General features: G+C 49.4%; 17 protein-coding genes. 9 read left to right on the top strand and 8 right to left on the bottom strand.

The genetic code is table 11. From position 1 onward, the window contains the following. Positions 1 to 200 precede the first annotated feature (200 nt). From G459_RS0119860 to G459_RS0119845, 4 genes are all read right to left on the bottom strand, one after another. Positions 201 to 1022, bottom strand: coding sequence for a sugar phosphate isomerase/epimerase family protein (locus G459_RS0119860; protein ID WP_035456486.1), 822 nt, complete (start codon positions 1020 to 1022; stop codon positions 201 to 203). 3 nt (positions 1023 to 1025) lie between these two features. Next, a complete protein-coding gene (locus G459_RS0119855) occupies positions 1026 to 2051 on the bottom strand; it encodes a zinc-binding alcohol dehydrogenase family protein (RefSeq protein WP_026969205.1) in 1026 nt (341 codons plus the stop codon). A 250-nt stretch (positions 2052 to 2301) separates the two neighbouring features. Then, positions 2302 to 3234, bottom strand: coding sequence for an aldo/keto reductase (locus tag G459_RS0119850; RefSeq protein ID WP_026969204.1), 933 nt, complete (start codon positions 3232 to 3234; stop codon positions 2302 to 2304). Positions 3235 to 3362: 128 nt separating this feature from the next. Further along, positions 3363 to 4169 (bottom strand): metallophosphoesterase family protein, encoded by an 807-nt coding sequence (locus G459_RS0119845; protein ID WP_026969203.1) that lies wholly within the window; start codon positions 4167 to 4169, stop codon positions 3363 to 3365. Between the two features lie 229 nt (positions 4170 to 4398). Here G459_RS0119845 and G459_RS0119840 point away from each other — a divergent pair, with 229 nt between their 5' ends. The 6 genes from G459_RS0119840 to G459_RS0119805 all read left to right on the top strand — a co-directional run bounded on the left by G459_RS0119840 (position 4399) and on the right by G459_RS0119805 (position 10136). After that, positions 4399 to 5076 (top strand): response regulator transcription factor, encoded by a 678-nt coding sequence (locus G459_RS0119840; RefSeq protein WP_026969202.1) that lies wholly within the window; start codon positions 4399 to 4401, stop codon positions 5074 to 5076. Further along, positions 5073 to 6341, top strand: coding sequence for a sensor histidine kinase (locus G459_RS0119835; protein WP_026969201.1), 1269 nt, complete (start codon positions 5073 to 5075; stop codon positions 6339 to 6341). The genes G459_RS0119840 and G459_RS0119835 overlap by 4 nt, the downstream gene beginning before the upstream one ends. A gap of 361 nt (positions 6342 to 6702) precedes the next feature. Further along, complete coding sequence (locus tag G459_RS0119830; RefSeq protein ID WP_026969200.1) at positions 6703 to 7149, top strand: PepSY-like domain-containing protein; 447 nt, start codon at positions 6703 to 6705, stop codon at positions 7147 to 7149. Between the two features lie 40 nt (positions 7150 to 7189). Next, on the top strand, positions 7190 to 8386 hold the full coding sequence (locus G459_RS0119825) for a porin (RefSeq protein ID WP_026969199.1): 1197 nt from the start codon (positions 7190 to 7192) through the stop codon (positions 8384 to 8386). Positions 8387 to 8914: 528 nt separating this feature from the next. Next, complete coding sequence (locus G459_RS0119810) at positions 8915 to 9778, top strand: alpha/beta fold hydrolase (RefSeq protein ID WP_026969198.1); 864 nt, start codon at positions 8915 to 8917, stop codon at positions 9776 to 9778. Between the two features lie 133 nt (positions 9779 to 9911). Then, the gene (locus G459_RS0119805; protein WP_026969197.1) at positions 9912 to 10136 is read left to right on the top strand and encodes a hypothetical protein; all 225 of its coding nucleotides are present in this window, start codon (positions 9912 to 9914) and stop codon (positions 10134 to 10136) included. Between the two features lie 131 nt (positions 10137 to 10267). Here the strand turns inward: G459_RS0119805 and G459_RS0119800 are convergent, their stop codons facing one another. The 4 genes from G459_RS0119800 to G459_RS0119780 form a co-directional block, all read right to left on the bottom strand. After that, entirely contained in the window at positions 10268 to 10561 is a 294-nt protein-coding gene (locus G459_RS0119800) for a hypothetical protein (RefSeq protein WP_084454597.1), read from the bottom strand. A gap of 207 nt (positions 10562 to 10768) precedes the next feature. Then, positions 10769 to 12073, bottom strand: a complete 1305-nt coding sequence (locus G459_RS0119790) for a M23 family metallopeptidase (protein ID WP_026969195.1) — start codon at positions 12071 to 12073, stop codon at positions 10769 to 10771. Positions 12074 to 12102: 29 nt separating this feature from the next. Beyond that, a complete protein-coding gene (locus G459_RS0119785; protein ID WP_026969194.1) occupies positions 12103 to 12810 on the bottom strand; it encodes a DUF421 domain-containing protein in 708 nt (235 codons plus the stop codon). A gap of 188 nt (positions 12811 to 12998) precedes the next feature. Beyond that, a complete protein-coding gene (locus G459_RS0119780) occupies positions 12999 to 13382 on the bottom strand; it encodes a hypothetical protein (protein WP_026969193.1) in 384 nt (127 codons plus the stop codon). Positions 13383 to 13814: 432 nt separating this feature from the next. Between G459_RS0119780 and mscL the strand changes: the two genes are divergently transcribed. The 3 genes from mscL to G459_RS0119755 all read left to right on the top strand — a co-directional run bounded on the left by mscL (position 13815) and on the right by G459_RS0119755 (position 18404). Then, positions 13815 to 14282 (top strand): large conductance mechanosensitive channel protein MscL, encoded by a 468-nt coding sequence (gene mscL / locus G459_RS0119770; RefSeq protein ID WP_026969191.1) that lies wholly within the window; start codon positions 13815 to 13817, stop codon positions 14280 to 14282. A 94-nt stretch (positions 14283 to 14376) separates the two neighbouring features. After that, positions 14377 to 15579 carry an NAD(P)/FAD-dependent oxidoreductase gene (locus G459_RS0119760; RefSeq protein WP_026969190.1) on the top strand — a complete coding sequence of 401 codons (1203 nt, stop codon included), beginning with the start codon at positions 14377 to 14379 and terminating at the stop codon, positions 15577 to 15579. A 422-nt stretch (positions 15580 to 16001) separates the two neighbouring features. Further along, on the top strand, positions 16002 to 18404 hold the full coding sequence (locus G459_RS0119755; RefSeq protein ID WP_026969189.1) for an ABC transporter permease: 2403 nt from the start codon (positions 16002 to 16004) through the stop codon (positions 18402 to 18404). Positions 18405 to 18455: the final 51 nt, after the last annotated feature.

Here is an 18455-nt window from a genome sequence, read left to right as displayed (position 1 = left end):
TTGTAAGGTGGTAAAGTTCAAAAGTTGTAAGGTTGGCCCTCACTTCGGCGTTCGAAATTCAGCACCTGCCCGCCGCAGGCTGGTTCGATGTTCGATATTTTTATAAGTTGAAAATGGTAAGGATGGAAGGTGGTAAAGTCCCCAGAGTCCGGAGCCTCAATTCTATTCAGCCCCTCGTAAATCGTTTCTCGTAAATCAAATTATCTAAAATACTTGCGGAACTCCCTAATCGTCTGCTCCGCCGCAGCTTCCGGATTCGGGTAGGGAAACGCTTCCGCTGAGACATAACCTGAATAGCCGATCTCCTTCAGCGCTTCCGCGATTGGCGTCATGTCAGTATGACCCAAACCCATTGGACGGCGATTAGAATCCGCGAAATGTACGTGCCCAATGTGCTTTCCATAATCCAAAACGGCTTGAGCCAGATTTTCCTCCTCGATATTCATGTGGAAAAGATCTGCCAATACTTTTACGTTTCTGGTCTTCAGGTAGGGCTGAAAGTTGTCAAAGGCGAAAACGTAATTGAATCCTGAAGTTTCATACCGATTCAGTGGCTCGACCAACAGGAACACTCCTTCTTCTTTGGCTTGTTCACCTAAGATATCTAACCCTTCGCAAAAGTGCTGAAATCCATGCTCTAATCTTGGGCCCGTACCCAATCCAAAGCTTCCCTGCATGGAGCCGATGATCGCCGGAGCACCAAACTTTGCACCAAAGGAAATCATGTCTGAGATAAAGGAAATGGCCTTTTTCCGGATTTCCGGATCGGGATCAGTCAGGGTCAAGCCATGGAGCACTTTTCCCGCCCCGGTACCCACGGCTGCGACTAACAGCCCATAGTGATCCAGCCTTTGGCGCAGGTGTTCGATATCCAGGTCATTTCCTGAGCGTGTAAAGAGTTCTACCCCGTCAAAGCCTAGTTCAGCAGCTTTTCGCAGGCTTCCCTCTAAGTCATGCCAGTAGATCCAAGGCCCAGAGCTCATGGTGTCAACCAAATTGATGGTGACGGCAGATCGGATCATAGCTTATCTGTCAAAGTCAATCATAATCTTGATGATGCCCTGGGGATTTTCCGACCAGGATTTTAGAGTTTCGGGCCCTTCGTCGATGGAAATGACCTTTGAAATGACATCCTCAACGGGGAATTTTCCGGCTTCCAGATAGGAGATTACCTCTGGGAAATCCACTTTTCCCACACAGTTTCTTGATCCCAGGATTTCGATTTCCTTTTGGACAAAAAGTGAGGTATTGAACTCCACTGCGGCCTTCGCATAGCCGATACACACCACCCTGCCGAGAAAGGCAACTTCCTCTACCGCACTTCGATAAGTCATCGGGCTGCCCACGGCTTCAATGATCACATCCGGCCCATCGCCATTGGTGAGCGCTTGCAAGGTTTCATGCAGGTCAACCTTGGAAGGATTGATGGTATGGGCGACGCCGATCTTGCGGGCGATTTCCAGCTTGGAGTCATCCAAATCGATCGCGATTACCGTAGCGTTTCGGTTGACCGCAGAGGCGACGGCACCCAGTCCGACGATCCCGCAGCCGATCACGGCGACGCAGTCTTCTGCAGTGACTCTTCCCCGGCTGACGGCATGAAATCCTACCGTCAAGGGTTCTGCCAAGGCCAATTCGCGTAGGTTGAGTTTTTTGGAAATAAAGAGATCTTTCCAAGGCGCGCAAATGTATCTGGTCATGGCGCCGGGACGACGAACTCCCATGGTTTTGTTGGTTTTACAGGCATTGGGACGACCTTTTCGGCAAGCCACGCAGGTACCGCAAGCCAAGTAGGGGTAAAGCGTGACCTTGTCGCCAATTTGGATGGTGCCCGGCACATCGGTGCCATAGCCAAGGACTGTAGCTCCGACCTCATGCCCCAGAATGTTTGGGTATTCCTGAAGTGGAAAGAGGCCTTTGAAGCCATTCATGTCTCCGCCGCAAAACCCCACCATGCCTACTTCCAGGAGGACTTCTCCGGCTTTCGGTGATGGCTTTTCGATTTCGCGGACTTCTGATTTTCCGACTTCGGTAAGAAAAAGTGCTTTCATGAGTTCATAATTTATTTTCAATGGCCACATGGAATCTCGCATGGCTGATAATCATCCCAGTTTGTGACGTTTGATTCATGCTCGATTTCATCTATTTACGAATTACGATTTACGAAATACGAGGGCAAGCGTGGAGTGATCTCTAACCCAAATCTGCCCTATTTCTACTTATTATGTCTTGGTTAGATCCAAGTAGTACCCAATGCATCTTGATACTTGCGTCTTGATACTTGATACTAAAATCTTGCTACTAAATATTGTTCTCCTCTTTTCCTTCAAACCACATCCTGTTTTTGACCGGAGCGACGAGGGATTCGATCTTCTGCAATAATTCCACGGGGATTTCAAAGTCGACGGCGGCAACGTTTTGCTTGACCACATCGAGTTCGCACATGCCCACAAGGGTCGTGGCGATCCTTGGATGATCCATCGCGTAGCGCAAAGCCACATCGCTCAGCCTTACCCCAAAGGTTTTACAAAGCCCTAGCAACACAGGCTGCAAGGCCTTGACTTCGTCTGGAGAGCGATGCCAGGGTGGCAGGTTTCCATCGGAAAGAATCCGCTGCATCAGCGGAGCGGCATTCATCAAGCCAAAGCCCATCTCGGCAGAGAGTGGAACGAGTTCATCATTGATCTCGTCCTCCAGCAAGTTGTAATGTCCCCAGGAAAGGACGGTGTCTGTGTTGGTTTCCCTTGTGATCTGAGCCAGGTATCGAACCGGCAAACCTGTGATCCCCCAAAATCGCGCCTTGCCGGAAGCTACCACCTCCTGAATCGCCGGCACTGCTTCCTCAAGGATGATTTGTTTGTCCACAAACTCGATGTCATGTAACTGAAAAAGATCGAGGTAATCGGTCTTTAGCCGAGCGAGGGATTCGTCGATGCTTTGGAGTATTTTCTTTCTGGAGAAATCGAAGTCCTGCAGGTCGTAGCGTCCGCATTTGCTTGCCAGGATGATGTCTTTTCGCTTGCCTTCCAATGCTTTTCCCAATCGGGATTCTGCCAGTGTCAAGCCGTAAAAAGGGGAGACGTCGAAGAAATTGACACCATGGTCCAAGGCGTAACGGACGGTCGCAATTGCCTCGCTTTCGTCGACAGGGTCAAATACATTTCCCATCGGAGACGCTCCAAAGCCAAGAATTGAGACTTCGAGGCCGGTTTTTCCAAGTGTCCGGTATTGCATAGGTGAGGTAGGTAAATTGGGTCTTTGAGCTTAAGAAGCCAAGATAAAAGAATTTTGAGAAGTCTATGTCCTGATGTAAGCGATTGAAAGGGTGTGAAAAGCTGCGAAAAAAGCCAGTTGGTTTCACTTTACAGATTGTTCCCATTAAGGATCGTTCCGTCTTTCACCGTCTTGAGGTAGGTGATGGTCTTGCCGTCTTCGCCGACTTCGACTACCCGATAGCTTGGAAAAGGATTTCCCCAGCTGCCTCCAAAATGGCCTGACCAGAGAAAGGGCTTTTTCTTATATAGCATGATCCCGTCCACGTCGTGGTCGTGCCCATGAAAAGTGGCCTTTACATTAGGATAGCTGGCGATCAGATCCAAGATCTCCTGACAGGGGATGCCGTGCCGTGTCCAGTCGTTTTGGGAGATGTGGACAAAAAGGAAGACATGGGAGAGGTCTTTGAATTTTTCCAGTTCGGTATTCAGAAATCCTGCATCGACGCATAGGTATTTCCCTTCTTCATTGGAAGAGCTGGCCAATATCACTCCATACTGTTCTTTGCTGACCAAACTAAAATTGTCCGGCCGCCCCCAGATCTGCTCCCAGACTGCATCCGAAACTCGGTCATGATTGCCTCTGGTGGTGTAGTAGGGTACTTTTAGCGCGTCATATACCTTCTTCACCTCGGGCATCCACTTGGGTTCGTCGTGGATCAGATCTCCGTTGAAAACCACAAAATCGACGTTTTCCTCCTTGTTGATGGCTTCGAGCAGCTGTCGATGGGAGCCCTCAAAATCAGTCTCGGGCTGGCCAAAGTGTCCGTCGGAGGCAGTGATGAACTTGAGACGGGTGGCTTTTGGGAAGTCCATTTTCCCGTAGGAAATAAAAGGCAGGATCATGATTGAAGAGCCGAGTAGGCTGATTTTTTGGAGAAAAGGACGTCGGTGCATGGGGTTAAATTAGGGAATAGACATCAAAAAAAGTAAGAGAGATCGGTCAGAATCCAAAGATGGTCCTGTGACTACCAACGTCCAAGGCGTGAAAAGAGAGTTCCAACTCAAATAGGATCACAAATTCTCACTGGGAATTCGTCGTTGAAGCCCTTTTAGTGAGGTTTGTTCCGCTCCGAAAATTCCGGATTCCCAATTCTTTCCAGATTTGCTCCCTATTTTTGAGCTGATGAAAATTCTGCTGATCGAAGATGAGGCCGAACTGGCCGATGCAATCCAAAAGAGTCTTGAAAAGGAACTTTATCTGGTGGAGCATGCCTCAGAATTTGACTCCGCGATGGAGAAGATCTCCCTCTACGAATACGACTGCATCCTGCTGGACGTCATGTTGCCCGGAGGAAGTGGCTTGGAGCTCTTGGAAGTGCTGAAGAAAACCAAAGTCGAGGGCAATGTGATCATCATCTCCGCAAAAGATTCGCTGGATGACAAGCTGATCGGTCTGGGACTGGGTGCGGATGACTACCTGACGAAGCCATTCCACATCGCGGAGCTCAATGCCCGGATCAAGGCTGTTTTTCGCAGAAAAAATCTAAACGGCTCCAATCAGATCCTGACCGGAAATACCGCATTGGATCTCACGGAGCGGGAGTTTAAAGTGGACGGCGAGTTGCTGGACTTGAATCGGAAGGAGTTTGATATTCTCAACTATTTCCTGGTCAACAAGAATCGCCTGATCACCAAAAATGCCCTCGCCGAGCACGTCTGGGGCGATGCGATCGACCAGGCGGACAATTTTGACTTCATCTACTATCAGATCAAAAACCTCCGCAAAAAACTGCAATCGTCAAAAGCCGAGATCGAAATCCAGTCGATCTACGGAGTGGGCTATAAACTGACCGAACTGTGAAGCTCCTCAATCAGTCCATCAAATACCTCTCTGTCTCGATCTTCTTGATTGTGACGGTCTGGTCGGCGATTTTTTACTTCAATATGCTCGACGAGATCCACGACAGCATCGATGACGGCTTGGAAAACTACAAGCAACTGATCATCAAGCGAACGGAAGACGACTCAACGATCTTGCAAAAGACCGACTACGAAGAGGGGAACTATACCCTTCATCAGATTGCACCGGACGAGGCACTTTCCATGCGGGACTACTTCACGGATACGCTGCTCTACATGCAAAACGAAAACGATCTGGAGCCCGTGCGCATGCTGACGACCGCCTTCAGACACGACGGCGACTACTATCAGTTGACCGTGTTCAACTCCACCGTGGAGGAGGATGACCTGATCGAGGACCTGCTGTACTCCATCATTTGGCTGTACTTGATCCTGGTGGTCAGCATCGTGTTGATCAACAATGTGGTGCTTCAGCGACTTTGGAAGCCGTTTTATACCCTGCTGGGAGATTTGAAAACCTTTCGTCTGGACAAGGAGAGTCCGGCACTGGAGGTCAAAAGCCAAACCAAGGAGTTCATGGAGCTGGAAAGCGCGGTCAATTCGCTGATCTCAAATGCCCGTGAGACCTATTCTAATCAGAAAAAGTTTACCGAAAATGCGTCTCATGAGCTCCAGACCCCACTTGCGGTCATCACAGCGAAGCTTGAGCTGCTGTTGGAAAGAGAAAGTCTGCAATCGGAAAGTGCCGAAACGGTAGGGCAGATTTTACAGACCATCCAGCGCCTGACCCGGCTGAACAAGTCGCTTCTGCTGCTGACCAAGATCGAAAACAGACAGTTTTCTGAGAATAAATCGATCACGATCAATCATGTCATCGATCAGGCGATTGCTGATTTGGAGGATTTCGCCAGTTTTCGTGGCGTGGAGATTTCGGTGGAGAAATCTGCCGATCTCAGTTTGCAGATGGATGAGAGTTTGGCTTCCATCCTGGTCAGCAACCTGCTTCGGAACGCTATTTTTCACAACATCCCCGGCGGGAAAGTCTGGGTGGAGGTTGGCAAAAACTCCATTCAGATCCGCAATACCGGCAAGGACAAGGCCCTGGATGCTTCGCGGATTTTTGACCGGTTCCAAAAAGAAACAACCGACAATTCCAGCACAGGCCTCGGGCTGGCGATCGTGCAGGCGATCTGCAAGCTTTACGGGTTTGAGATCCTGTACAGATTTGACGGGCAGCATTGTTTTAAGGTGAATTTTCAGTATTGAGAAATCAAGAACTGGGTTATTGTTTTTTCTCCGAAAGAATAGTCGTCAAATTGCTGATGAGTAGTTTGTGTTGAGCAGATCGCAGCGATCAGCAATTACGATTCGGAAAATTTTTGATTTACAAAGATAAATGACGGCTGCTGACCTCTGAAGCAGGTTCGGGCTGACGTATTTTTGTTGCCTTGAAATCAAATCCCACATTGGTAGATATTTAGAGCCATCCGACGATTGGATGAGTTGAATAACCAATTTTTCTTTTTCCACGGACAGTATGAAAATAAATTTCACGGTCCTGCCGATTCCCAATTGTTTCCAGATTCCCCCTTTTTCTTTGAGACAAATCTTATAAAACCAGATCTCTATGAAAAAGTACATCGCATCTTTCGCAACAACTCTTTTGCTCACGGCAACGGCTGTCTTTGGTCAGGATATTCTTCCGAGCCAAGTGCCTTCGGTGATAGCAAACAGTTTCTCCAAAGAATTCCCAAAAGCCTCCGACATCGAGTGGGAGATCGACGGGCAAAACTATCGGGTAGAATTTGAAATTGGCTGGTCTACCGATCACGAGGTCTGGTACGATGCCGCTGGCAACAAGCTCCGACACGAGGAGGAGATCAGCAAAGGAGACCTTCCCAAAGCTGTGACAGCTAAGATAAGCACAGACTTCCCCGGTCTTAGAATCGACGGGATCGAGAAAATCACCCAGGGAAGCCAAGTCAGCTACGCAGTCGATCTGGAAAACTTCTCGGAAGAATGGAAGGTGATTCTCTCCGACACAGGGGAAGTCCTTCACAAAACCAGAGACTGATTTCTGCCAAGCTCTTTTCTCCATCTTCACCTCGATTCCGATGAATACTCTCAAAAGCCTAAGACTACTCGTATTGCTGCTGTTGTTTTCCGTCTCTTTTACGCAAGCGCAACAGGACCAAAAACCCGAAGAAAAGCCCTCCAAGGGCTGGTTTGACAAGATCCATCTTGGCGGGTACATGCAGGTTCGCTACAACGGTCTCCTTCAGACCAATCCAAATCTAGGATGTGCGCAATGCGATGAGTCTTGGGGAGGTGAGGAGAATTCACTTTCGCTGAGACGGCTTCGCTTCAAGATCTATGGGCAGATTCATCCACGCGTGTTTTTCTATTTCCAGCCGGATTTCTCAAAGTCGGTAGGGGAGTCGCATCACGTGGGCCGCTTGAAGGATGCATACTTTGACCTGGGGTTGGATCGGGACAATGAATTTCGCCTGAGAATCGGACAAAGCAAGGTGCCTTTTGGTTATGAAAATCTGCAGTCCAGCAGCCAGCGTCTACCGCTGGACCGGGACGATGCATTGAATAGTGGCCTGAAAGATGAGCGGGACTTAGGCGTGTTTTTCTATTGGGCAAACAAGGAAAAACGAAACCTCATGAACGAGCTCAAGCGGGACGGGATGAAGCACTCCGGCGATTTTGGGGTCTTTGCATTGGGTTTTTACAACGGGCAGACGGCCAATCATCCGGATAAAAACGGTGAATTCCACGTGGTGACGCGGTTTTCGCTGCCAATAGCGGTGGGCAGTCAGGTGATCGAGCCGGGCGTCCAGGCCTATCGCGGCAAGTATGTCGTGGATAAAATCAGCCCTGAACTCGCCTCGGATTTGGGACATGAATACTTGGATCAGCGTGCGGCGGTGTCGTTTGTGCTCTATCCCAAACCTTTCGGGATTCAGGCAGAATACATGGTGGGGCAAGGGCCGGAGTTTAGTCATGAAACCCAGAAAATCGAGGTGCAAAATCTGAACGGCGGCTATGTGACATTCTCCTACATCGCCGGGGATTTCATTCCGTTTTCCCGTCTGCAGTATTATGACGGAGGCAAAAAACATGAGTTGGATGCACGCAGCTACACCGTGAAAGAGCTGGAGCTTGGTGTGGAATGGCAGCCCATCAAGGCTTTTGAGCTGGTGGCGATGTACACGTTTTCGAATCGCCGCTACGAGGATTTCCAGTTGCAACACAACAGGCAGGAGGGAAGTCTGTTGCGGATACAAGCGCAGTTGAATTTTTGATTTGGGCTCTGGGAAGAGAATGGAAAGAAAAAGTGGGGAGAATAATTGGCCAAATTGGGTTGTTTTTTCCACAGCATCGACAAGTGAGAAGTATGAATGGCCGGGCTTTTCACCACAAACATGAAAGTAACTTGGATTAAAAAGTGCGGATCCGAGCTCGGGTTTTTCTCCCACGCGAGTCGAAATAGGTATTTTTTTTTGAGGCGTGTCCCGTTGTTCGGAGTCGAAATGTCCTAGAAAACTCTGATTTGGCGTTTTTCTGAAATGACGTCCGTCGAAGGCGGATTTGTGGATAATACACTCAGCCCAAACTTTTCCATAGAGGATGATGAAAAGCTGGTTTTTATGGACTGCGGCTGGCCTACGATGGCTTAGTTTCTGCAATTGAATGACTCCTAAGGGAAAGACTGCCAAATCATCGATGCAATGACTTTCAAATCATGGAGTGCTTTTGTCAGCAATTCGGCGAAAACCGGCATACACCGTCCAAGGACACTAACTACTACCTAACTATAAAAACGATTAGCTATGAAAACTGTAACCCAAGGGCGTGACCTGTCTATCCCTATCAATTACTTCAATCTATCCTATGACGATCTGGGCGAGGGCGATCTGCCGATTATCTTTTTGCACGGCTTTCCCTTTGACAAGTCCATGTGGCAGGAGCAGCTCGAAGCCTTAGCGCCCTCATACCGGGTAATCGCCTGCGATATCCGGGGATTTGGCAAATCAAGAGATGAGGTCACTTCATTCAGTATTGACTTGTTTTCGATCGACTTGGCCCGTTTCATGAACGCGCTCGGCATCAAGAAGGCGATCATCTGCGGGCTGTCGATGGGCGGATACATTGCACTTAATTTCCAGAAAAAATACCCCGAACTCGTGGAAGCGCTGATTCTGTGTGATACGCAATGCATCAGCGATCCCAAAGATGTGAAGGAGGGAAGATTGCTTGAGATCAATGACATCGAAGAAAATGGGCCGGCGAAGTTCAATGAGAAATTCATCAGAAAAGTCTTCTACGAAGATTCCTTGACGCAGAAGAAGGAAGTGGTTGAGGAGCTGAAAAAAGTCGTGGATGCCAACTCCACCCATATCATAGCAGAAGGGCTGAGGGCACTTTCCGCCCGTACCGAAACCTGCTCGAGCCTGTCCGATATCCCGGTGCCGACCTTGATCATCTGTGGTAGGGAAGATCAGGTGACTCCGCTGGCGCAGTCAGAATTTATGCATCGGGCCACGGAGAACTCATACTTTCGGGTGATTGACAAGGCTGGCCACGTCTCCAACTTGGAGCAGCCAGAGATATTCAACCAACATCTGAAGGACTTTTTGGCCAAAGTCACCGACATGGAAGAAGAAAACAGAGTGCAGGAAAGAAGCTGGTTTTAAGAACCTCGAACTCGAACCATCACTACCACCACCTTAGTGACCAAATGCCTCTGGGGACCAAAATTCCCGGAGGTGTTTTTAACATCCCGCGGGATTGACATTCATTGGAATACTGACTTAAAACAAATAAGCTATGAAACATGATATTGATAAACATGAAGTTGCGCATGGGTTGGCCCGAATCACCCATTTTGCAGAAGGTATTACGTCCTTAATGGCCGGTTCGTATGTCTTGTCACTGGCCGTGCTAAAAAACAACGTGGCGCTCAGAGTGGCGCTGGGGGTCGCTGGAGGATATTTGGTATTGAGGAGCGGCAGTAAGCTACGCGCGAGCAGTTTTCGCGAGGATATTTTGTAGGCAACTATATCGCTTGCAAAACAAAGAACCCCCGGCATTTCCCCGGGGGTTCTTTGTTTTTGACGTCAGTTCAATCTGTCGTTTGCAAGGCGCATATCTACTCGGAATGACCTGCCGCCTTGTCTCGGTTCCTAATCCTCCTCCTCGTCCGCGTTGCTATACGAGTTGTTTTCTTCGTCTTCTGCGCCAATGCGTTCCTGCTCATCGTCGAGTTCGCTGCCGGGGACATCCAGTTCATCGCCCGAGAAATCGGCTCGTCTGGTTCTCTCCAGAAGTTGCTCATCGTCGCCACCGTCATCCCGGAGGTTGTCGTCTTTTGGCCCAAGCGCTTCCAGATCCTCTTTGGTTACCCGCGATTCACGGACGAGTTCTTCAGTGGACTTTTTGTTGATGTCGCGGGGGTTATTTGGTTGATTCGTTTCCATGATTTCTTTGATTTGGTTACCTGAAAAGAAAAGCAATCGGAATGCCCTTGTCGTTGATCCTGTCTGGGCGAGAATCCAAAACCAGTTTGGGACCCCGGAGGGTGTTTTTTTTGGAGAGAATATTAGAAAAATAGCTGAATCGATCCCGCGTTCGGGTTTTGCTGCTGAGGATGGAAATACCCATCTTGGGTAGGATGCTGGAGCAAATTAGTTGCCCTCCGTGGGAAGGTAAAGGATATTTTCGTCCGCGTCCCGGATCAGGTCATAGCCGCGGATTGATCCAATCTTGACAAATTCATCCAACTGAACGAGCAATGCATCCTGAGTCAGTGGATCGAGATTCGTTAGCGCAACCGCCTCTGACTTTGGCAGCGAAGCGGAGTCAGCCTCACCCACTAGACTCATCGAAAGAAATCCTCTCAGTCCGTCAGCAGTGTGGATTTGATACCAGTCGCGGGTAGCGGCAAGTATGAAAACAGGTGTCTGGTCAGTGAGCTGCGTGACAACGTCAGCGCGGGTGGACGGTGCGCCTCTGAGATTAGCTTTGGGTGCCGTCACTGTCATGACCCGGTCTAGTTCCCGCGGAGTAAGCTCAGGGGCAGTGTCAAAATCGTTTTCGATTGCGGGAAAAGGATTGATTGCGCCGTTTTGATAGATGCCGAAATGCAGATGTGGAGCGGTAGTTCTCGCGTTGCCCGTATTGCCGACCAGCCCTAGGGTATCCCCGGGTGCTACACGTTGGAGGCTGCTGACGAGCTGGCTGTCCAGATGTGCAAAGTAGAGATGCCAATTGCGTTCACCGTCGCGCACCCAAACCTGTTTTCCCCCAAGTCCTTGGTCCCTGACTGAGGTGACCACGCCCGCTACCGGAGCCAACACAGGGGTGCCACGGGGAGCGAAAATGTCCACGCCTTCATGCGACCGCCGCCCGCCATCACGGACATCGCCCCATATACTCTGGATTGCGCGGCTGTTTCTGCCCTGAACCGGAAACACTGCATAGGTAGCCGTTCCCTGGACCCGAACTTGAAAATTCCCCTCTCCGAGCAATTCGGGCTGAATTCGCAGGATGTAGTTACCTGCCTTATCCGCTTCAAAGGTCACAGAGTCTTCCCGCGCAGCAAAGGACTCGAGCTCCTTCCAATCTGGCCCGGCCAGTAGGTCGACGATCAGTTCGCTGCTGTCCCGCGCCTGCCAATCTACCCAAATGTTGACAGAAGCACCCTGATCGAGTTGGATCTTCCAAGCGTTGGCCTCGATACTTTTTGCCAAAAAATTCCCCTGGATCGCGACGGGGATTTCTAATACAGCAGCGTTTAAGACGGCTTTTGAGGCGCTGTTTTGCCATTCTGTACCGATCTTGGTGTCGGCAATTCCGGAGGTTTTGAGTGTGTGCAAATATTGGGTTCGAGCGGAGCTTGATTTGAAGATCCGCAGCGATTGGTTGTTGCAGGAGGCGAGGAGGATGCAAAGCAAAAGAGCCGTTATACCTATAGAATTGAAGTTTTTCATGGAGGACGTTTCTTTCGTTTTGGGTGGAACTAATGCACTCTCACCGCCTGATCCGTTTCCAGCCATTCCTTTTCTTCACATACAGCGCACGTGTCTTCTTTCACGGGATTCTGCGTATGTCCGCAATGTGTACAGGCGTAATCTTTGTCTTGGTAAAACTCCGTCGCCGGGTAATCATAGACCCTTGGTAAAATAGGCAGGCCGGGAATGACTTGGTCATCGGGAAAATAGAAGACGCTCAGCTCCCCAGAAGTCTCCAAATAGGCGCCTCTTACCTGTCCGAGGTGGGACACGCTGTGCTGACGTAGCTGTGCAAACAACTCATCATAGCCCAAAGCCTCTTTTCGAAACGCTTCGTAGATTATTTTGCCGTCTTCGACCAGTTTGACAGGCTTGCCTTCTACGTACTCCTCTATTTTTTCAAATCTTCCTGTGAGAAAGGTGATGCCTTTGTATAGGCTGATTACCACGATAAGCACCACAGTGGCTGGAAGTAAACCGACCTCCTGATAAAACATCGGGTCGCCCACCGCCGATCCCAAAGAGATAAAGATGGCAAGTTCAAAGACTGACAGTTGTTTGATGCCTCGTTTGCCGGAAATCCGGAGGATGATCAGCACCATCAAAAACATGACCGCCGATCGCAGCAGCACTTCCAGCAAAAAAGAATACGGGATTTCGCCGCCGATCAGTAAGCGTTTCAAATCAAAAAGCTCGAATTCCGGAGCCTGTTCCATAGCAGATCTTTAAAAATCAATCTTGAAATGATGGCGCCTCCTCGCAGCTGTGGTTTCCTACATCCCGCTAGTCCGGGATTTATCTTGGGTCTACTGTCTAGGCGTGACTTGTATATCAGCCACTATGTGAAAGTAAAACTGGGTTCCACTGCCGGTCGCTGGAGGCATCATCATTTGTTTCATGAGGATCAATCCTCTGATTTTATCTTGCCGTTTTCGTCAAAGACCACGGTTTTGGTTTCTTTATTTGGTGCCGAGAAAGTCACTTCAAAGTAGTTTTGGTTGTTTTCGACGAACTTTCTCGTGCTGACGATGGATGCTGTCGAGAGCGCAGGGTCTGCTTCGATCACGTTGATTACAGGGGAAGGAAGGGGTACGGAATCCATCTGTTCGACCGCGCCATCCAGGAGAGTCCCGTCTCGCTTGACCATCGACGTGTCGTCTTCATGCAATTCCCCGCTTATCTCATTTTGAGCTTCTATGCTCTCCTCGGTAGTCGAGTCTTTCTTTTCGCCGCACGCCGTAAGGAGCATCACAAACATGGCGGGGTAGATCACAAGCTGAGTTTTCATGGTTGAGTTGGTTTTCGAGATAAAGACTCTCTCTGACCTTCCTTTAGTTCAAAATCCTGCCAATTCATCCTCAACTTCCGACATCAAAACTGCCGGGTCGGCTCTTCGCTGTTTGATTCCGGAGAAAATGCGAAGACAGTTTGCCTTTTTTAGAGGATTTAGTGGGGTTTTTTCCTCGATTGTGATGGGTTTTCCGCTTCGAAAGCTGCAATTTTTACACAGACGAGGCTTGTCTTTAGGAAGCCTCAGGGATTGATTACAGTCGGGGAAGGCCTTTGATAAATCCACATTCTGATCAATTATTTCCTCAGAATGGGGATGTCAAAAACAGACGAAACTTCCATTGGGTAGAGGATCTGTTTCATGCGGCTTGGGTATGTCATTTGAAAGAAGATGGTCTCGAATTGGAATTTAGACAAAACAGCGAGCGCTATGGGAGTCAAGTTGCTGAAGGATTTTAAGGAGTTTGCGGTAAAAGGAAATATGATCGATATCGCTATCGGTGTGATCATCGGGTCGGCGTTTAACAAAGTGGTGGATGTCTTGGTCAAAGAGATATTTCTTCCTCCTTTATCCTTTCTCACCGACGGAATCAATCTGGAAAATAAGCGGATCATCCTGCGCCATGCCGCTACTGAGCCGGGCATCACCCGACCGGAAGAGATTGCAATTGGGTACGGTAAGTTGATCGAAGCGAGCGTGGATTTTTTGATTATCGGTTTTACCGTTTTCATGATTGTCAGGCTGATGCATACCATCCGTAAGAGGGCTAATGATCCGAATGACACCAGCGTCGCTACGCCAAAAGATATCGAATTGCTCAGCAAGATGACCACGCTCATGGAGCGGCAGGTCGAGCTGCTCGAAGGGCAAAAGCAGCGGGGAGGAAAGCCGTCATGACAGCCAACGACTATCCCTCAGCAATTCGACGCCCTTACGGAGATTATTGTTTTGACCTGAGTCCACGCGATCGCTTTTTAAAATCCACCACAACATGCGAGTGAGAACCTTTGAATCATTTTGGCTCGTGAAAAACGGGATTTTGTACAGCTATCCTTCCTTGCAGACCGATCTGAAGACGGAAATCCTGGTAATCGGTGGAGGAATCACCGGCGCGCTGATCAGCCATGCCTTGATGGATGCGGGCTACGAAGTGATGCTAATCGACAAGCGGGATATCGCAATGGGGAGTAGCTCAGCCACGACCAGCATGCTGCAGTATGAGATCGATACGCCGCTGTACGGGCTGAGTGAGATGATCGGGGAGGAGTCGGCAGCTAGCTGCTATCGGGCGGGGATCGACGCAATTTTGGACTTGAAAAAGTTGGTTGAAGAGCATCAGATCGACTGTGGCTTTCAGATGAAAAGCAGCCTCTTCTTCGCCCACAGCAAGAAAGCCGCCGGTTGGCTGAGGGATGAGTTTCAGATCCGGGACAAGCATCGGCTCGGGGTGCGATGGCTTGAGGCTGATGAAGTCCAGAGCAGATACGGATTGATCAGTCATGGTGCGATCTGGTCTGAGACGGCGGCAAGTGTGGATGCCTACAAGCTGGCGCACGAACTCATCCAACTGAATGTGAAGCGCGGAATGAAGGTCTATGACCAGACAGGCATGACCCAGCTCGATACTTCTGGGACGGAGCCTAGGGTAATCTTGGAAACAGGGCATACGATCACCGCTGGGAAGGTTGTCTGCTGCACAGGTTTTGAGAGCACCAAGATGCTGAAGGAACATGTTGCTGATCTTTTCTATACCTATGTCACCATCAGTGAGGAGGGGATACAATTGAGTGAGCATATCCAAAATACGCTGCTATGGAATACTGCCGATCCCTATCTGTATATGCGGACAACTGACGATGGCCGGTTTCTGGTAGGTGGAGAGGATTCGTCGTTTAACCTCCAATTTTTCCAGCAAAGTATCAAAGAACGAAAGGCAGATAAGCTGGCTAGGAAAATGGCGAAAATCCTCCCGGGGATCGAATTTGTGGAGGATTTCACCTGGGGAGGCACCTTTGGGACAACCAAAGATGGACTGCCCTACATTGGTAAAAGCCCGGAATACGAGAACACCCTTTTCGTGTTGGGATTTGGGGGCAACGGGATTACTTTTTCGGCGCAGGGCATGAAGATGATCGTGGCGATGCTTCAGGGGGAAAAGCATCCGTTGGAGAGCTTGTATCGGTTTGGGAGGTAGGTAGTTTTTTAGAATGTCTTTCTTTTTCCCACAGATTTCCACAGAGAAAAACACAGATTTTCGCAGATTCCTTGTTTCCGTTTTAGCGGTAATTCCCCTTTTTCATTCTTGTTCTTGTCTGCCTGGCCGAGGCTGGCAGACAGCTCCGTTTCGATAACTCTACCGTAAAGGTTTTGCAAGGACGTCCGTTAGTCTGCTTCGGCCAAGGCTGGATTTGGAAAAAGAAACGCGAGTTCTTCTTCACATCGTGAGGCTTTTTGCTCTTTGCCCGCTCTCGGACAACTCTGTCCGATTCTAAAGTCCTGAAATGCAGGAAATCATCCAATTCATTCTCCTGATAGGGATTTGCTATTCGGTATGGATTTGGAGCTCAACGCGGGAGTTTTTGTCCCTTCCCGCCCTTTTCCCAAAAGCCAAACCCGATGTTTAAAAACTATTTCACCTCGCTCTGGAGACACATTTCCAAAAACAAGGTTTTTACATTCATCAATGTGGCAGGACTTGCCATCGGGATGCTGGCCTGTATCCTGATCAGCCAGTTTGTCCTTCACGAACTGAGCTACGATGACTTTTTGGACAAAAAGGACCGGATCTTCCGTCTCCAGCAGGATCGGTTTGACAAGGGGGAACTGTCTACCCAATGGGCGTCGGGAGCAGCGGGAATCGGGCCTGATCTGAAGTCAAACTTTTCTGAGGTGAAGGCTTACACGCGCCTATCCAACCAAGGTGCTACGATGTCGACCGGAGACACCTTCTTCAGAGAAGAGGACCTGTATTTCGCGTCAGAGGATTTTTTCGAGATATTCTCTATCCCCCTGATTGAAGGGACAGACTCGCTGGTGCTGAAGGAGCCCTTTAAGATTGTCCTTTCTCAATCCATGGCCAGAAAATATTTTGGCAGTGAAGATCCGATCGGGAAAACGCTGAAAGCCAACGGAAGAACCGACTATGAAGTGTCGGGCGTCTTCGAAGATCTGCCGATCAACACCCACATGAAGATCGATGCTTTGATTTCGTTCGTCAGCTTGGAAAAGCTTCAGAATGACCCCATCCTATCCTGGAATTGGGATGGATTCATGACTTACATCCTGCTGGAGGATCAGGTCGACGCCAAGGCATTTGAGGCTAAGCTCCCGGATTTTGTCCAAACCCAAAAGGGCGAGGAGCTGAAAAAATACAACGCGGGGATTGCCTTTCACCTGCAGCCGGTGCAGGATATTCATCTGGATTCAGACTACATCATGGAGTTTAAGGCTAATGGAAACCGGCAGGCGGTCTATTTCCTGTCCGTCGTCGCCATCCTCATCATGATCATCGCCTGGATCAATTACATCAATCTGTCCACTGCCAAATCAGTCGAACGCGCGCGGGAAGTAGGCGTGCGCAAGGTCATGGGCGGCTATCAGTCACAGCTCATTCAGCAGTTCCTGACCGAGTCCCTGTTTCTAAATCTGATGGCCGTACTCTTAGCTGCCGCGGTTGCGATGGTGCTTACGCCTTGGTTTAGCGAGTTGACGGGACGCGAACTAGGCTATCAACTTTTCATGCAGCCGGTCTTTTGGCTGGTTTTATTGGCCCTGATTGTGTCAGGAGCCCTGATGTCCGGGATTTATCCGGCATTTGTGCTGTCCTCATTCCGTCCGGTGGAGGTTTTGAAAGGGAAATTCAAAAACACAGACAAAGGAATATTCCTCCGAAAAGGAATGGTCATCGCCCAATTTGTAGCTTCCATCACGCTGATGGTGGGGACGTTTACCGTCTTTCTCCAGCTGAGATACATGCAAAACCAGGAGCTCGGCGTCAACATCGAACAGACCGTGGTTCTTCAGGCGCCCAGCGTCACGGACTCTACCTACAAGCAAAAATATCAGGTCTTCAAACAGCGGATATCGGACTATGCCGAGGTGGTCTCGGTGACTGCCTCGACGACTGTGCCGGGAGGTCAGCCCAACTGGAACGCAGGAGGAATCCGAAGACTCAGTCAGGGAGAAGACGAACAAAACCAGTATCGGGTGATCATGACCGACGGCTCGTTCAATAAGAGCTTTGGATTGGAGATGGTCGCGGGTCGGGAGTTTTCGGATGATGTAGCCAATGAATGGAAAAACGTCGTTCTGAATGAATCAGCGACCCGTCTGATGGGATTTGCTACAGTAGAGGAAGCGATCAATGACCAGATCTTCTTCTGGGGAGATACATTCAATATTGTGGGCGTGATGAAAGATTACCATCAAGAATCGCTCAAAAAGTCTTTTGACGCGCTGATCTTTCGCTACGACGAGTCTCCGAACGGATTCTACTCAGTTAAGGTACAGACATCCCAGATTAAAGATTTGATGGCAACGTTTGAAGCGGACTGGAAGGATGTCTTTCCGGGCAATCCGTTCGAATACTTTTTCCTTGATGAGCACTACAATCAGCAGTACAAGGCTGATCAGCAATTCGGGGCGATCTTCACGATCTTCTCGGGCTTGGCGATCTTTATCGCGACCCTTGGCTTGTTTGGTTTGTCCTCGCTGACGGCCATTCAGCGTACCAAGGAGATCGGGATCCGCAAGGTGCTGGGCGCTTCCCTGTTTGGTTTACTCCGTCTGATCAGCAAAGATTTTATTGTGTTGGTGGGCATCGCCATCCTTCTGTCACTTCCGCTTTCGATCTGGATCATGAACTCTTGGCTGCAGGATTTTGCCTCACGGATCTCGTTGTCTTGGTGGATTTTTGCCGTCCCTAGCGTGATGGTAGTAGTCATCACCATCCTCACGGTGAGTATTCACACGATCAAGGTCGCCATGATTAATCCGGTCAGCTCGCTGAACTATGAGTGAGAAAGGGGCACTGACTTAAAAGTTGAAGATGCCGAGAGACGAGAAGTACAC

This window comes from Algoriphagus terrigena DSM 22685, from assembly GCF_000429445.1.
GTDB lineage: Bacteria > Bacteroidota > Bacteroidia > Cytophagales > Cyclobacteriaceae > Algoriphagus > Algoriphagus terrigena.
This window is presented reverse-complemented; position numbering and strand designations above follow the sequence as displayed.

Coding starts and splice junctions, on each gene's coding strand:
- G459_RS0119780 (WP_026969193.1), bottom strand. CDS start 13,382: ATGAAAACTCAGCTTGTGATCTACCCCGCCATGTTTGTGATGCTCCTT.
- G459_RS0119785 (WP_026969194.1), bottom strand. CDS start 12,810: ATGGAACAGGCTCCGGAATTCGAGCTTTTTGATTTGAAACGCTTACTG.
- G459_RS0119790 (WP_026969195.1), bottom strand. CDS start 12,073: ATGAAAAACTTCAATTCTATAGGTATAACGGCTCTTTTGCTTTGCATC.
- G459_RS0119845 (WP_026969203.1), bottom strand. CDS start 4,169: ATGCACCGACGTCCTTTTCTCCAAAAAATCAGCCTACTCGGCTCTTCA.
- G459_RS0119760 (WP_026969190.1), top strand. CDS start 14,377: ATGCGAGTGAGAACCTTTGAATCATTTTGGCTCGTGAAAAACGGGATT.
- G459_RS0119800 (WP_084454597.1), bottom strand. CDS start 10,561: ATGGAAACGAATCAACCAAATAACCCCCGCGACATCAACAAAAAGTCC.
- G459_RS0119840 (WP_026969202.1), top strand. CDS start 4,399: ATGAAAATTCTGCTGATCGAAGATGAGGCCGAACTGGCCGATGCAATC.
- G459_RS0119830 (WP_026969200.1), top strand. CDS start 6,703: ATGAAAAAGTACATCGCATCTTTCGCAACAACTCTTTTGCTCACGGCA.
- G459_RS0119850 (WP_026969204.1), bottom strand. CDS start 3,234: ATGCAATACCGGACACTTGGAAAAACCGGCCTCGAAGTCTCAATTCTT.
- G459_RS0119860 (WP_035456486.1), bottom strand. CDS start 1,022: ATGATCCGATCTGCCGTCACCATCAATTTGGTTGACACCATGAGCTCT.
- G459_RS0119855 (WP_026969205.1), bottom strand. CDS start 2,051: ATGAAAGCACTTTTTCTTACCGAAGTCGGAAAATCAGAAGTCCGCGAA.
- G459_RS0119825 (WP_026969199.1), top strand. CDS start 7,190: ATGAATACTCTCAAAAGCCTAAGACTACTCGTATTGCTGCTGTTGTTT.
- mscL (WP_026969191.1), top strand. CDS start 13,815: ATGGGAGTCAAGTTGCTGAAGGATTTTAAGGAGTTTGCGGTAAAAGGA.
- G459_RS0119805 (WP_026969197.1), top strand. CDS start 9,912: ATGAAACATGATATTGATAAACATGAAGTTGCGCATGGGTTGGCCCGA.
- G459_RS0119810 (WP_026969198.1), top strand. CDS start 8,915: ATGAAAACTGTAACCCAAGGGCGTGACCTGTCTATCCCTATCAATTAC.
- G459_RS0119755 (WP_026969189.1), top strand. CDS start 16,002: ATGTTTAAAAACTATTTCACCTCGCTCTGGAGACACATTTCCAAAAAC.